We start from the raw sequence: 14,061 nt of genomic DNA, 5'->3' as shown, positions 1-14,061 counted from the left end.
CATCCTCCCCCCACACCCTGGGAACTCGCTGGACGCCCACTGGGCTCACCCGTTCGGCGGGTCTCATGCGAGGCAACCCTTGCGCAACGGACTTCTCCCGGAATTCGTCGTCTGATCCTTTCCCACCGACGAGATCCGCACTACGGTCCGAGCATGGCCACTGATTCCGCCCCCCTCGAGCAGCGTCGCTCCGTGCAGACCGCCATCCCCGGACCTCGCTCCGTCGCCCTCGGAGCGCGACGCGCCGCCGCCGTCGCCGCGGGCGTGTCGTCGACCCTTCCCGTCTACGTGGCCCGCGCGTCGGGCGCGGTCATCGAGGACGTCGACGGCAACGTATTCGTGGACCTCGGCTCCGGCATCGCCGTGACGTCGGTCGGAGCGAGCGCGCCCGAGGTGGCCGACGCCGTGGGCGCACAGGCCCGCGACTTCACGCACACCTGCTTCATGATCAGCCCGTACGAGGAGTACGTCGCCGTGTGCGAGGCGCTCGCGCGGCTCACGCCCGGCGACCACGAGAAGCGCTCGGTGCTGGTGAACTCGGGTGCGGAGGCGGTCGAGAACGCCGTGAAGATCGCGCGTCGTGCGACCGGTCGCCCAGCGGTGCTCGTCCTCGACCACGCCTACCACGGGCGAACCAACCTCACGATGGCGATGACCGCGCGGGCCATGCCCTACAAGACGGGATTCGGGCCCTTCGCGGGCGAGGTCTACCGCGTGCCGGCGTCGTACCCGCTGCGCGACCCCGAGGGCATGACCGGCGAGCAGGCCGCACGACGGGCCATCGACGTCGCCGAGCGGCAGGTCGGTGCCGACCAGGTGGCTGCCATCGTCGTCGAGCCCATCCTCGGGGAGGGCGGGTTCGTGGTCCCGGCGCCCGGCTTCCTGCCGACCCTGGCCGCGTGGGCGCGGGACAAGGGCATCGTGTTCGTCGCCGACGAGGTGCAGACGGGGTTCGCGCGCACGGGCGCGATGTTCGCGTGCGACCACGAGGGCGTCGTCCCCGACCTGGTCGCGCTGGCCAAGGGCATCGCCGGCGGGCTGCCGCTCGGTGCGGTGACCGGGCGTGCCGAGCTGCTCGACGCCGTGCACGCGGGCGGCCTCGGCGGCACGTTCGGCGGCAACCCGATCGCGTGCGCCGCGGCGCTCGCGAGCATCGACCTCTACGAGCGGACCGACCTGGCCGGTGCGGCACGGGCGATCGAGGGTCACGTGGTCCCCCGCCTGACCGCGAGCCTGGCGGACGTCGCTGCGGTGGCCGAGATCCGTGGGCGCGGCGCGATGCTGGCGCTCGAGCTCGTCGTGCCCGGCACGCTCGAGCCCGACAAGGCCGCGGCGCAGAAGGTCGCCGCCGCGTGCGCCGCGCAGGGCGTGCTGGTGCTCACCTGCGGCACCTGGGGCAACGTCCTGCGCCTCCTGCCGCCGCTGGTCATCGGTGACGACCTGCTCGACGACGCGCTGACCGTTCTCGAGGACGCCCTGCGCGCCCTCTGAAATCCGTGGACGGCGCGACGATGCCGATGCGATCGTCGCGCGGTGGAGCAGATCTGGGACGCCGAGACGGCGCGCCGCTACGACACTCCCGGAACGGGGATGTTCGCGCCGGAGGTGCTCGGCCCGACCGTCGACCGGCTCGTGGAGCTCGCGGACGGGGGCAGGGCGCTCGAGCTCGCCATCGGCACGGGGCGCGTCGCCGTCCCGCTGGCCGCGCGCGGCGTGCCCGTGGTCGGCATCGAGCTGTTCCAACCGATGCTCGACGAGCTGAGGACCAAGGTCGACGAGGCGACGATCCCCGTCATCCTGGGCGACATGGCGTCCGCCACCGCCCCGGGCGACTTCAGCCTCGTGTACCTCGTCTACAACACGATCTCGAACCTGCTCACGCAGGCGGAGCAGGTCGCGTGCTTCCGCAACGCCGCGCGTCATCTGCGCCCCGGCGGACGGTTCGTGGTCGAGCTGTGGGTCCCGGAGCTGCGCGCGTTGCCGCCGGGCAGCCAGGCCACGGTGTGGGCCGTCGAACCGGGCTACCTGGGGATCGACACGTACGACGTGCTGCACCAGCAGGTCGTCTCGCACCACGTCCGGTTCGACGAGGGCACGGACGCCCGGCTGGCCCGCAGCCCGCACCGGTACGTCTGGCCGGCCGAGCTGGACCTCATGGCACAGCTGGCCGGCCTGGAGCTCGAGAGCAGGCACGCGGACTGGGACGGTGCGCCGTTCACCGAGGACTCACGATCGCACGTGTCGGTGTACCGGACCGGCTAGGGCGTGCGCTCGTCGAGACCCCACGGCGAGCCGTAACCGGCAGGCGTCGGCGCCGCGAGGAGCTCGAGGAAAGGGACCGCGTCGAACGCCTCCGGGCCGAGCACTCCCGCACCGGCCCACGTGCCGGCCGCCAGGAGCTCGAGCGCGACCACCGGGTTGACGGCCGTCTGCCACACGACGCACTGGGCGCCGTACTCGGCCATCGACCAGGCGTTGTCGACGATGTGGTGCAGGTAGACCTCGCGGGGGTTGCCGTCCTTGCCGGTTCCCGTGACCAGCAGCCCGGCGCACGTGGACCCCGTCATCCGCGGGCCGATGGTCGCCGGGTCGGGCAGCGACGCCGCGACCACGTCGCGCGGGCTCACGGGAACACCGCGCACCAGGACCGGTTCGGTCTTGTCGAGCCCGAGCGTGTGCAGGGTGCGCAGCACCCCGATGAACTCCTCGCCGAGCCCGTACTTGAACGTGACCTTGCGGGCGTCGACCCAGCGCGGCATGAGGAGGACCTCCTCGTGCTCGACGTGCACGCACTCCACGTCACCGATCGGGTCCGGGAACCGGAACACCTCCGGCTCGTGGAACGGCGGAGTCGTGAACCAGCCGTCCTCCAGCCCGGCACCGGCCTCGGCGCGGTCCGCCGACCAGATCACCGGCGGGTTCAGGCACTCCTCGATCGTCGTCCAGATCGAGAACGACGGCGCGAAGACGGGCTCACCGTCGTCGCCGAGCACGACGAGGTTCGCTCCGTCGCGCACGCCGAGCTCGTCGATCGCGTCGAACAGGTGGTCCGCCGCGTAGCGCGCGAAGACGTCGGACAGGCCCGGCTCGACGCCGATGCCGACCAGCGCCAGCCGCCCGGCATCGGCCCACTCGTCGGCCACCGCGAACTGCTCGTCGCCGAGCTTGACGCCGGGCAGCTCGTACGGCAGCGACGGGTGCGCGTGCGACAGCGACATCGCCATGTCGAGGTAGTCGGCTCCGGCGGCGCGCACGCCCTCGAAGATCGGCATGACGAACCGCGGGTCCACCGCGTTGAGCACGTGCGTCGCGCGGTGCTCACGGACCAGGGCCTCGACGGCGGCTGGGCTCGACGCGTCGACGACAGCCGCGACGAACCGGCCGCCGACCACGTCGTGCGCGCTCGACGCGTCGACGGTGCGCTGAGCGCGACCGAGGTCCACGTCCGCGACGACCAGCAGCTCGAAGAAGTCCCGCCGGGCTGCGATCCGCGAGACCGCGTCGCCCACGCCTCCGCTACCGATCACCAGGATCCGCACGAGGTCCCACCTTTCGTGGGGTGCGTCGACGCACCCCGTCGCCGTTCACCCTTGCCGGAGACGTTTGCTCCGGGAGTAGCCGAGCAGCTGGACGATCACGACGATCGCGAGGGCCAGCACGAACATGAACGAGCTGATGACGTTGGCCTGCGGCGGGATCCCGCGCGTGGCCGAGATGTACACGAACTTGGGGAAGGTCTGGTACGAGCCGGACGTGAAGTTGGTGACGATGAAGTCGTCGAAGCTCAGGCTGAACGCGAGCAGCGCGGCGGCAGCGATCCCCGGGATCAGCAGCGGGAAGGTGACGCGCCAGAAGGCCTGCAGCGGCGAGGCGTAGAGGTCCGCGGCGGCCTCCTCGATCGCCGGGTCGAGGCTGGCGACGCGAGCCTTGACCGTGACGACGACGAAGCTGATGCAGAAGAGCACGTGGCTCGCGACGACCGTGCTGAACCCGAGGGGCACACGGATCGAGAGGTACTGCGCCAGGAGAGCCGCACCGAGAACGACCTCGGGTGTCGACATCGGCAGGAAGATCAGCAGGTTGGCCAACGACCGGCCACGGAACTGGAAGCGGACGAGCCCGATCGCGACCAGGGTGCCCAGGGCCGTCGCGATGAGCGTCGACAGCAGACCGACCTGGAGCGAGTGCCCGAACGACTCGCACACCTGGGGTGCTCCGCAGGGGTTCTGCCAGTTCTTGAGCGTGAAGCCTTCCCAGACGAGGTTCGTCTTGCCGGCGTCGTTGAACGAGAAGACGACGGTGTACGCGACGGGCACGAGCAGGAAGGCGAACCCGAGCGCCGCGAAGATCGGCACGATCGAGTCGCCGACCCGACGCCGAGGCGACGTGCGCCGCTTCTCCGGGGCGCCGCCGGACGGTCTGCCGTCGCTGCGGTCGACCACGCTCTGCGCGACGCTCACAGGAGCTCCTCCGTGCCGGCCTTGCGGATGTAGCCCGCGACCAGAAGCATGATCGCGGTCATCAGGACCACCGAGAGCGCAGCCGCCGTCGGGTAGTCGAGGACCTTGAAGAACCGGGCGTCGATGACCTGACCGATCATCGTGGTGTTGGTGTTGTTGCCCAGCAGCGACGCGTTCACGTAGTCACCCACGGCCGGGATGAACGTGAGGAGCGTGCCGGCCACGACGCCCGGGAGCGACAGCGGCCAGGTCACCTTGCGGAACGTCGTGAACGGCGAGGCGTACAGGTCGGCTCCCGCCTCGAGCATCCGGGCGTCGAGACGCTCGAGGCTCGCGAAGATCGGCAGCACCATGAACGGCAGGAAGTTGTAGGTCAGGCCGCAGACCACCGCGAACGGGGTGGCGGTCAGCCGCGCGTCCTCAGGGAGCAGGTTGAGCCAGTGCAGGATGGCGACCACCAGCGAGTCGTCGGACAGGATCTGCTTCCAAGCGATCGTGCGCAGGATGAAGCTGGTGAAGAACGGCGCGACGACCAGCACCAGCAGCATGCCCTGCAGGAGCTTGCGACCACGCGCTCGGATCGCGATCGCGTACGCCATCGGGTAGCCGATGACCAGTGCGGCACCCGTGGCCAGGAGGCCGAACCAGAACGAGCGCAGCATCGCCGGCCAGAAGTGCGCCAGGGCCTCGGTGTAGTTCTGCCAGTGGAACGCCGGCTGGTACTGCCCGATGTCCCCGCCCGGCACCGGCACGTACAGCGACGTGGCCAGCAGCGCGGCGACCGGCACGACGAAGAACAGCCCCAGGTAGAGCAGGCCCGGGCCGAGCAGGACCCACTGCGCTCGTGAGCGGGTTCTGCGTGGTGGGGCCGACGGCGTCGCGGCACCCTCGCCGAGAGCGGCGGTGATGCTCACGGCTCGTCGTCCAGGTCCACGGTGCCTTCGTCCGGAGCGTCCGCGCCGTCGAGCGCGAACGTGAAGTCGGCGGACCAGGCGAGGCGCACCGAGGCACCGGGCGCCACCGTCGAGCCACCGAGCAGGTTCTGGGCGAAGACCCCGAACGTGCCCAGACCCGGGACGTCGACCTGGTACTGCGTGCTGACCCCCATGAACGACACGTCGGACACGATTCCCGGACCGAGCACGTTCTCCCCCGCCGCGGGCTCCTGCCCGTCGACGAGGAGACGCAGCTTCTCCGGGCGCACACCGACCAGCACCTTGCCGCTCGTGCGCACCGAGCGCTCGACGGGCACAAGGACGCGCGACCCGGCGACCTCGACGCCCAGGACGCCGGACGTCGAGCTCTCCTCCACGACCGTGCCGGCGACGAGGTTGGACTGGCCGAGGAAGTTGGCGACGAACGCGGTCCGCGGCAGCTCGTACAGCGCGGCGGGCGAGCCCATCTGCTCGATGCGTCCGCGGTTCATCACCGCGACCGTGTCGGCCATCGTCATGGCCTCCTCCTGGTCGTGCGTGACGTGGATGAACGTCAGGCCGACCTCGATCTGGATGCGCTTGAGCTCGAGCTGCATCTGACGCCGCAGCTTGAGGTCGAGCGCGCCCAGCGGCTCGTCGAGGAGCAGGACCGACGGCCTGTTGACCAGGGCGCGCGCGAGCGCGACGCGCTGCTGCTGACCACCGGAGAGCTGCACGGGTCTGCGGTCGGCGAGGTGTGCGAGCTCGACGAGCTCGAGCCCCTCGGTGACTCGTCGGTCGATCTCCTTCTTGCCCGTCCGGCGCAGCCCGAAGGCGACGTTCTCCCCGACCGTCAGGTGCGGGAACAGCGCGTAGCTCTGGAAGACGGTGTTGACCGGCCGTTGGTGCGCGCGCGTGCCTGTGACGTCACGCCCACCGATCGAGATCGTTCCGCTCGTGGGCTGCTCCAGGCCCGCGACCATGCGCAGCGTCGTCGTCTTGCCGCAGCCGGACGGTCCCAGGAGCGCGAAGAACGAGCCCGACGGCACAGTGAGCGTCAGGTCGTCGACCGCGACGAACGAACCGAACTCCTTGGTGACGCCGGCGATCTGCAGCGCGGCGCCGCTGACCGCGGCGTCCTGCTCGGCCGCTGTCGTCGCGGACGTGCTCGTCATGCGCCGATCACGGTGAGGAACTCGCCGTTGTAGCGCGCCTCCTCAGCCGGGTCGAGCGTCCGGAAGACGCTGACCTTCGACAGGATCTCCGCGGTCGGGAAGATCATCGGGTTCTCGGCCAGGTCAGGGTCGATGGCGACCATGGCCTCCTGGGCGCCCTGCACGGGGGTGATGTAGTTGACCCACGCTGCGACCTCGGCGGCGACCTCTGGGTCGTAGTAGTAGTCGATGAGCTTCTCGGCGTTGGCCTTCGCAGGCGAGCCGATCGGCACCATCAGGTTGTCGCTCCAAAGGGTGCCGCCCGCGTCCGGGATCGCGAACTCGAATCGGTCGTCCGACTCGTAGTTCAGCGACGTGATGTCCCCCGACCACCCGATGACCGCGATCGCGTCGCCCGAGGCGAGGTCCTGCGTGTACGAGTTGCCCAGCACCTTGCGGATGTGCCCGGAGTCGATCTTCTCGCGCAGGATGTCCAGCGAGCCGTAGAAGTCGTCGTCGCTCCAGTCGCCCGCCGGGTCGATGCCCTGGCTGAACATGATCAGGCCCATCGTGTCGCGCATCTCGGAGAGGACCTCGACGCGTCCGGCCAGCTCCGGCTTCCACAGGTCCTCGATCGAGTGCAGGCCGCCCGGCACCTTCGACTTGTCCCAGGCGAGCCCGGCGAAGCCGGACTGCCACGTCAGCGAGTGCTTGCGTCCCGGGTCGAAGTCGACGTTCGCGAGGCTGGGCAGGATGTTGTCCGTGTTCGGCATCGACGCACGGTCGAGCTCCTGCGTGTAGCCCAGGCGGATCATCCGCGCGGCCATCCAGTCCGTGAGCGTGACGATGTCGTAGCCGATGTCCTGCCCGTTCTTCAGCTGGCCGGAGACCTTGCCGTAGAACGCGTCGTTGTCCTCGATGTCCTCGGCGTACGTCACGCTGATGCCGGAGGCCGCCTCGAACGCGGCGAGCGTCGGGTACTCCGTGCCGTCCTCGTTCTGGTCGAGGTACTGGGTCCAGTTGGCCCAGCGCACCAGCTTGTCCTCGTCGGACTGGTCCTTGGCCGGGTTCGACGCCTCTGACGGCGAGCCCGTGCCGCACGCAGCGAGCAGGGCTCCGGCGCCCACGGTGCCGACCGCACCGAGGAGGAAGGAACGACGACCCAGGTCGGTCGAACGTCCACGACCCTGTCTGGCCTGGGCGATGAGAGCCCTGACGCGCGGGTCGGTCGGTACGGGTCGGCGCTGGGAGGTCATGTGGCTCCTAAGGTGGCGTTGCTGGCCGCCGGACAACACGGTCCGCTGGATCTTCGCAAACGGACCGGCGTCCAGCAAGGAATTCGTTGCGAAAGCACCCAGCCGCAACGAAATTGTTGCAAGCCGGAAGCACAGACCATCGGATCGGTGGCCCTACGCGTCGAACGCTGACATCACGTGCTTGATCCGGGTGTAGTCCTCGAACCCGTACATCGACAGGTCCTTGCCGTAGCCCGACTGCTTGAAACCACCGTGCGGCATCTCGGCGACGAACGGGATGTGGGTGTTGATCCACACCACGCCGAAGTCGAGAGCCCGTGACATCCGCAGCGCCCTGCCGTGGTTCTGCGTCCACACGGAGCTCGAGAGCCCGTACCGGACCCCGTTGGCCAGCGCGATCGCCTCGTCCTCGTCGGTGAACGTCTGGACGGTGATGACCGGGCCGAAGATCTCGTCCTGCACGGCCTCATCGTCCTGGCGCAGGCCGTCGACCACCGTGGCCTCGACGAAGTAGCCCGCGTCGCCCACCCGATGACCGCCGGCGACGATCGACGCGTGGTCGGGGAGCCGCTCGAGGAAGCCGGTCACGCGCTCGAGCTGGAGGGCGTTGTTGACCGGGCCGAACGCGACGTCCGGGTCGTCGGGCATGCCCGTGCGTTGGCCCTTGGCCGCCTCGGCGAGGGCCGCGACGAAGTCGGCGCGCACCGACGCGTGCACCAGCACGCGGGTGGCCGCCGTGCAGTCCTGCCCGGCGTTGTAGTAGCCGGCACCAGCGATCCCCTCGGCGGCCGCGGCGAGGTCGGCGTCGGCGAACACGATGACGGGAGCCTTGCCGCCGAGCTCGAGGTGCACGCGCTTGACGTTCGCCGCGGCGGCCTCGGCCACCTGGGAGCCGGCCCGTACCGAGCCCGTGATGGCCACCATGTCGGGACGCTGGTGCGAGACGAGTGCGCGACCGGTGTCACGGTCGCCGCAGATCACGTTGAGCACGCCCGGCGGCAGCACCTCGGCAGCGACCTGCCCGAGCAGCAGGGTCGACGCCGGCGTCGTGTCGGACGGCTTGAGGACGATCGTGTTCCCCGCCGCGAGCGCCGGGGCGATCTTCCAGATCGCCATCATCAACGGGTAGTTCCACGGCGTGACCTGGCCGACGACGCCCACCGGCTCGCGCCGGACCCACGACGTGTGGCCGGCCATGTACTCCCCTGCGCTCAGCCCGTCGAGCACTCGTGCGGCGCCGGCGAAGAACCGGAGCTGGTCGACGCAGGGCGGCACCTCGTCGGTCGCCGTGAGGTGCAGCGGCTTGCCCGTGTTCCGTGACTCGACCGCGACGAACTCGTCGGCGCGGGCCTCGACCGCGTCAGCGAGCTTGAGCAGCGCGAGCTGTCGCTCGGCCGGGGTGGTGCGGCCCCACGTGGTGAACGCCTGCGACGCCGATGCATAGGCGGCGTCGACGTCGGCCGCCCCGCTGAGCGGCGCGCGGGCGTACTCCAGCCCGGTCGACGGGTCGACGACCGCGGTCGTGCGACCGTCGGCGGCGGGTCGCAGCTCGCCCCCGACGACGTTCAGCAGCTCGATGGACTGGTCGGGGGCCTGGCTCACGGTGTCTCCTTCGCGGGCAGTTGCTCGGTGGTCGCACCGTACGCCGCTGGCGCTCGCTGCGGGAGCCCTGGACGGCCCATTCGGCCAATTGAGGGGCTCTGGACCTCGAAATCAGAAGTTCACACGGCCTGTCACAACGAATTCCTTGCATCCGAGGCCTTCGCACACCACGATCGGCGGGTGGGCACACGCAGACCGATCCCCGGCCATCCGGCCCTCGACGACGTCTCCAAGGCGATCGTCGAACAGCTCCAGGAAGACGGCCGGCGGCCGTACGCGACGATCGGCAAGGCCATCGGGCTCTCCGAGGCCGCCGTTCGGCAGCGCGTACAGCGGCTGACCGACTCCGGCGTGATGCAGATCGTCGCCGTCACGGACCCGCTCCAGGTCGGGTTCACCCGGCAGGCGATGATCGGCCTGCGCTGCCACGGCGACCTCAGCCTCGTCGCCGACGCGCTGGCCGCCCTGGACGAGGTGGACTACGTCGTCGTCACGGCCGGCGGCTTCGACCTGCTGTGCGAGGTCGTGTGCGAGGACGACGACCACCTGCTCGAAGTCCTCAACCAGAAGATCCGCACGATCCCAGGTGTGCGGACCACCGAAGCGTTCGTGTACCTGAAGCTGCGCAAGCAGCTCTACAACTGGGGGACCAGATGAGCACCACAGCATCCTCGACCGGCTCGAAGACCCGGGCCGGCACCGACAGGTCACAGGCCGCCCGCGACCACCTCTGGGGACACTTCACGCGGCAGAGCGCGTGGGAGAACGGCGTCCCGACGATCGTGCGGGGCGAGGGGCACCACATCTTCGACGACACCGGCCGGAAGTACATCGACGGCCTGTCGGGCCTGTTCGTCGTGCAGGCCGGGCACGGTCGCACCGAGCTCGCCGAGGCCGCACGGGCCCAGGCCGAGAAGCTCGCGTTCTTCCCCCTGTGGTCCTACGCGCACCCCGAGGCCATCGACCTCGCCGAGCGGCTCGCGGCGTATGCCCCGGGCGACCTGAACCACGTGTTCTTCACCACCGGCGGCGGAGAGGCCGTCGAGACCGCGTGGAAGCTCGCGAAGAACTACTACAAGCTCACGGGCAAGCCCAACAAGTACAAGGTCATCTCGCGGTCGATCGCCTACCACGGCACGACGCACGGGGCTCTGTCGATCACCGGCCTGCCGACGCTCAAGGCGCAGTTCGAGCCGCTCGTGCCGGGTGCGCACAAGGTGCCCAACACGAACGAGTACCGCGCGCCCGAGCACCTCCGGGACGACCCGAAGGCGTTCGGCCGGTGGGCCGCCGACCGCATCGGCGAGGCCATCGAGTTCGAAGGTCCGGACACGGTCGCGGCCGTGTTCCTCGAGCCGGTGCAGAACGCCGGCGGCTGCTTCCCGCCGCCGCCCGGCTACTTCGAGCGCGTGCGCGAGATCTGCGACCAGTACGACGTGCTGCTCGTCTCCGACGAGGTGATCTGCGCGTTCGGCCGGATCGGCTCGATCTTCGCGTGCGACGACTTCGGCTACGTCCCCGACATGATCACGTGCGCCAAGGGCATGACGTCGGGCTACTCCCCGATCGGCGCGCTGATCGCCTCCGACAAGCTCTACGAGCCGTTCGCCCAGGGGAACGCGTCGTTCGCGCACGGCTACACGTTCGGCGGGCACCCGGTGTCGGCGGCCGTCGCCAACGCGAACCTCGACCTGTTCGAGCGGGAGGGCATCACCAACCACGTCAAGGAGAGCGCACCGGCCTTCCGGCGCACGCTGGAGAAGCTCCTCGACCTGCCGATCGTCGGCGACGTGCGTGGCGAGGGCTTCTTCTACGGCATCGAGCTGGTCAAGGACAAGGTCACGCGCGAGACGTTCGACGACGACGAGAGCGAGCGCCTGCTGCGCGGGTTCCTGTCCGGCGCACTCTTCGAGGCCGGCCTGTACTGCCGCGCCGACGACCGCGGCGACCCCGTCATCCAGCTCGCTCCCCCGCTGACTTGCGGGCAGCAGCAGTTCGACGAGATCGAGCAGATCCTGCGAGGCGTGCTCTCCGAGGCGTGGACGCACCTGTGACAGCTCCGCTGTCGCTCTGGTTCGACCAGGTCGCGGCGGAGAACCCGGACGCGCTGGTGGCTCGCGCACCGCTCGACGGGGACGAGGTCGTCGACGTCGTGATCGTCGGCGCGGGCCTGACCGGGCTGTGGACCGCGTACTACCTGCTCGAGCACGATCCTGCGCTCGAGGTGCTGATCGTCGAGGCCGAGGTCGCCGGGTTCGGGGCGAGCGGCCGCAACGGCGGCTGGTGCTCGGCTCTGTTCCCCGTGGCCGCGGACGAGCTCGCGCGGCGGCACGGGCACGACGCGGCCGCCGACATGCGCGCGGCGATGCGGGACACGGTCGTCGAGGTGGGCGGCGTCGCCGCGGCCGAGCAGATCGACTGCGGGTTCGCGTTCGGCGGCACGGTCACCGTGGCGCGCAACCGCCCCCAGCTCGAGCGCATCGCCTCGGAGGTCGAGGCCGACGCCCGCTGGGGCGACGAGTCACGCCTGCTCGGTCCCGACGAGGTCGACCACCACGTGCGGGCAGAAGGCGTGATCGGGGGCTCGTTCACACCCGACTGCGCGCGGATCCAGCCCCTGCGCCTGGTCCACGGGCTGGTCGAGGTGCTGCTGTCGCGTGGCGCCCGGCTCGTCGAGGGCACCCGCGCGCTGCGGCTGTCCCCTCACGCGGTGGTCACGGACCACGGCACCGTCCGCGCTCGCTGGGTCATCCGCGCGACCGAGGCCTGGACCTCGCAGCTGCCCGGTTCGGAGCGGGACGTCGCCCCGGTCTACTCGCACATGATCGCGACCGAACCGCTGCCGCCCGAGGTGTGGGCGCACATCGGCCTGGACCGCGCCCAGACGTTCCACGACGCCCGCCACCTGATCGTCTACGGCCAACGGACCACGGACGACCGGCTGGCGTTCGGCGGCCGCGGCGCCCCGTACCACCTGAGCTCGGCGATCCGGCCGACGTACGACCAGGTCGAGTCCACGGCCGAGCACCTGCGTCGCGAGCTGGTCGAGCTGTTCCCCGTCCTGGACCGCGCCGAGATCACGCACCGCTGGGGTGGTCCGCTCGGCGTCTCCCGCGACTGGTCGCCGTCGGTCGGGCTCGACCCGGAGACCGGGATCGGCTGGGCAGGCGGGTATGTCGGGGACGGCGTCTCCACGACCAACCTCGCCGGCCGGACGCTCGCCGACCTGGTCACGGGCACGGACTCTCCGCTCGTGCGGCTGCCGTGGGTCGGTCACCGCTCCCCACGGTGGGAGCCGGAGCCGCTGCGCTGGGCCGGGATCACGGCGGCTCGTCGGGCCGCGGTGTGGGCCGACCGGACCGAGTTCAAGACCGGTCACTCCAGCCGCGTCGAGGCCGTGCTGAACCGGGTGCTCGGGCGCTGAGCCTCCGGTGGGCGCTGGTCAGACCCGCGCCAGCAGCTCCTGCGCGCGCCGCCGGGCCCACGTCTCGGCGTCCAGGACGGCGTCCAGCGTGAGGTCGTCGGCACCCTCGTGCTCGCCGAGCACCCGCTCGACCGTGCCGACGATGTCCAGGAACCCGATGCGACCGGCGAGGAACGCCTCGACGCACTCCTCGTTCGCGGCGTTGTAGACGGCCGGGTGCGTCGGCGAGGCGGCGACCGCGGTCCTGGCCAGTGCGACCGCCCCGAACACCGACTCGTCGAGCGGCTCGAACGTCCAGGCGGTCGCCTGCGTCCAGTCGCAGCCCGCGGCGACGTCCGGCACGCGCTCCGGCCACGACAGCCCGAGCGCGATCGGCAGGCGCATGTCCGGCGGCGAGGCCTGCGCGAGTGTCGAGCCGTCGACGAACTCGACCATCGAGTGCACGACCGACTGAGGGTGCACGACGACGGCGATGTCCTCGACCGGCACGTCGAACAGCAGATGCGCCTCGATGAGCTCGAGGCCCTTGTTCATCAAGGTCGCGGAGTTGATCGTCACGACGGGACCCATCGACCAGGTCGGGTGAGCGAGCGCCTGGTCGGGCGACACCGACGTGACGTCGTCGTGCGACCACCCGCGGAACGGACCGCCGCTGGCGGTGAGGACCAGGCGACGGACCTCCGGGTGGGTGCCACCCCGGAGCGCCTGCGCGATCGCCGAGTGCTCCGAGTCCACGGGCACGATCTGGTCGGCGCGCTGCCGCGCGGCATGCACGAGCCGGCCGCCGACGACGAGCGACTCCTTGTTGGCGAGCGCCAGCGTGCTCCCCGCGCGCAGCGCCGCGAGCGTCGGGCCGAGCCCGATGCTCCCCGTGACCCCGTTGAGCACCACGTCCGCTCCGCGCCCGGCGAGCTCGGTCGACGCCTGCGGCCCCGCCAGCACCTCGACCCCCGGCAACGCCTCGCGCAGCGGCGCCTCGCCGGCAGGATCCGCGACTGCGACGGTCTGCACGTCGAGCCGGCGCGCCTGACGGACCAGGGCGGGGATGTCGCCCCCTCCGGCGCTCAGTCCGGTCACCGTGAACCGGTCCGGGTTGCGGGTGATGACGTCGACGGCCTGGGTGCCGATCGAGCCCGTGGATCCGAGGAGGATGACGCTGCGCTGGCTCACGCCCCCATCATCGCGGGTCGTGGCGGGATCGCCGCATGCCCGCCCCCTCGCTCGGCCCTTTGACGTGCACAGCCTCTGGCA

At 70.7% G+C, this 14,061-nt stretch carries 12 protein-coding genes; 5 read left to right on the top strand and 7 right to left on the bottom strand.

From position 1 onward, the window contains the following. Positions 1 to 153: 153 nt before the first annotated feature. Positions 154 to 1,491, top strand: coding sequence for a 4-aminobutyrate--2-oxoglutarate transaminase (gabT, locus tag AC1DPN_RS16240; protein ID WP_477085801.1), 1,338 nt, complete (start codon positions 154 to 156; stop codon positions 1,489 to 1,491). A gap of 99 nt (positions 1,492 to 1,590) precedes the next feature. Next, positions 1,591 to 2,262, top strand: a complete 672-nt coding sequence (locus tag AC1DPN_RS16235; protein ID WP_477085819.1) for a class I SAM-dependent methyltransferase — start codon at positions 1,591 to 1,593, stop codon at positions 2,260 to 2,262. Here AC1DPN_RS16235 and AC1DPN_RS16230 read toward each other — a convergent pair. The 6 genes from AC1DPN_RS16230 to AC1DPN_RS16205 all read right to left on the bottom strand — a co-directional run bounded on the left by AC1DPN_RS16230 (position 2,259) and on the right by AC1DPN_RS16205 (position 9,386). Continuing rightward, positions 2,259 to 3,539 (bottom strand): saccharopine dehydrogenase family protein, encoded by a 1,281-nt coding sequence (locus AC1DPN_RS16230; RefSeq protein ID WP_477085800.1) that lies wholly within the window; start codon positions 3,537 to 3,539, stop codon positions 2,259 to 2,261. The two genes, AC1DPN_RS16235 and AC1DPN_RS16230, sit on opposite strands and share 4 nt — an antisense overlap. A gap of 45 nt (positions 3,540 to 3,584) precedes the next feature. Further along, on the bottom strand, positions 3,585 to 4,358 hold the full coding sequence (locus tag AC1DPN_RS16225) for an ABC transporter permease (protein WP_477085818.1): 774 nt from the start codon (positions 4,356 to 4,358) through the stop codon (positions 3,585 to 3,587). Between the two features lie 98 nt (positions 4,359 to 4,456). Continuing rightward, the gene (locus tag AC1DPN_RS16220) at positions 4,457 to 5,374 is read right to left on the bottom strand and encodes an ABC transporter permease (protein ID WP_477085799.1); all 918 of its coding nucleotides are present in this window, start codon (positions 5,372 to 5,374) and stop codon (positions 4,457 to 4,459) included. Beyond that, positions 5,371 to 6,549, bottom strand: a complete 1,179-nt coding sequence (locus tag AC1DPN_RS16215) for an ABC transporter ATP-binding protein (protein ID WP_477085798.1) — start codon at positions 6,547 to 6,549, stop codon at positions 5,371 to 5,373. The genes AC1DPN_RS16220 and AC1DPN_RS16215 overlap by 4 nt, the downstream gene beginning before the upstream one ends. Next, the gene (locus AC1DPN_RS16210; RefSeq protein ID WP_477085797.1) at positions 6,546 to 7,784 is read right to left on the bottom strand and encodes an ABC transporter substrate-binding protein; all 1,239 of its coding nucleotides are present in this window, start codon (positions 7,782 to 7,784) and stop codon (positions 6,546 to 6,548) included. Before AC1DPN_RS16210 ends, AC1DPN_RS16215 begins: the two co-directional genes overlap by 4 nt. A 153-nt stretch (positions 7,785 to 7,937) precedes the next feature. Then, positions 7,938 to 9,386: a gamma-aminobutyraldehyde dehydrogenase gene (locus AC1DPN_RS16205; RefSeq protein WP_477085796.1), complete on the bottom strand. Its 1,449-nt coding sequence runs from the start codon at positions 9,384 to 9,386 to the stop codon at positions 7,938 to 7,940. A 180-nt stretch (positions 9,387 to 9,566) separates the two neighbouring features. Between AC1DPN_RS16205 and AC1DPN_RS16200 the strand changes: the two genes are divergently transcribed. From AC1DPN_RS16200 to AC1DPN_RS16190, 3 genes are read left to right on the top strand one after another with little or no spacing between them, the layout of a single operon-like run. Continuing rightward, on the top strand, positions 9,567 to 10,043 hold the full coding sequence (locus AC1DPN_RS16200; protein ID WP_477085795.1) for an Lrp/AsnC family transcriptional regulator: 477 nt from the start codon (positions 9,567 to 9,569) through the stop codon (positions 10,041 to 10,043). Continuing rightward, positions 10,040 to 11,440: an aspartate aminotransferase family protein gene (locus AC1DPN_RS16195; protein ID WP_477085794.1), complete on the top strand. Its 1,401-nt coding sequence runs from the start codon at positions 10,040 to 10,042 to the stop codon at positions 11,438 to 11,440. The genes AC1DPN_RS16200 and AC1DPN_RS16195 overlap by 4 nt, the downstream gene beginning before the upstream one ends. Then, positions 11,437 to 12,810, top strand: a complete 1,374-nt coding sequence (locus AC1DPN_RS16190; protein ID WP_477085793.1) for an NAD(P)/FAD-dependent oxidoreductase — start codon at positions 11,437 to 11,439, stop codon at positions 12,808 to 12,810. The genes AC1DPN_RS16195 and AC1DPN_RS16190 overlap by 4 nt, the downstream gene beginning before the upstream one ends. Positions 12,811 to 12,828: 18 nt before the next feature. On the opposite strand, the gene dxr is transcribed toward AC1DPN_RS16190, so the two are convergent. Continuing rightward, on the bottom strand, positions 12,829 to 13,980 hold the full coding sequence (dxr, locus tag AC1DPN_RS16185) for a 1-deoxy-D-xylulose-5-phosphate reductoisomerase (RefSeq protein WP_477085792.1): 1,152 nt from the start codon (positions 13,978 to 13,980) through the stop codon (positions 12,829 to 12,831). Positions 13,981 to 14,061: the final 81 nt, after the last annotated feature.

It is taken from the genome of Cellulomonas sp. P4_H4 (assembly GCF_056400865.1).
This window is presented reverse-complemented; position numbering and strand designations above follow the sequence as displayed.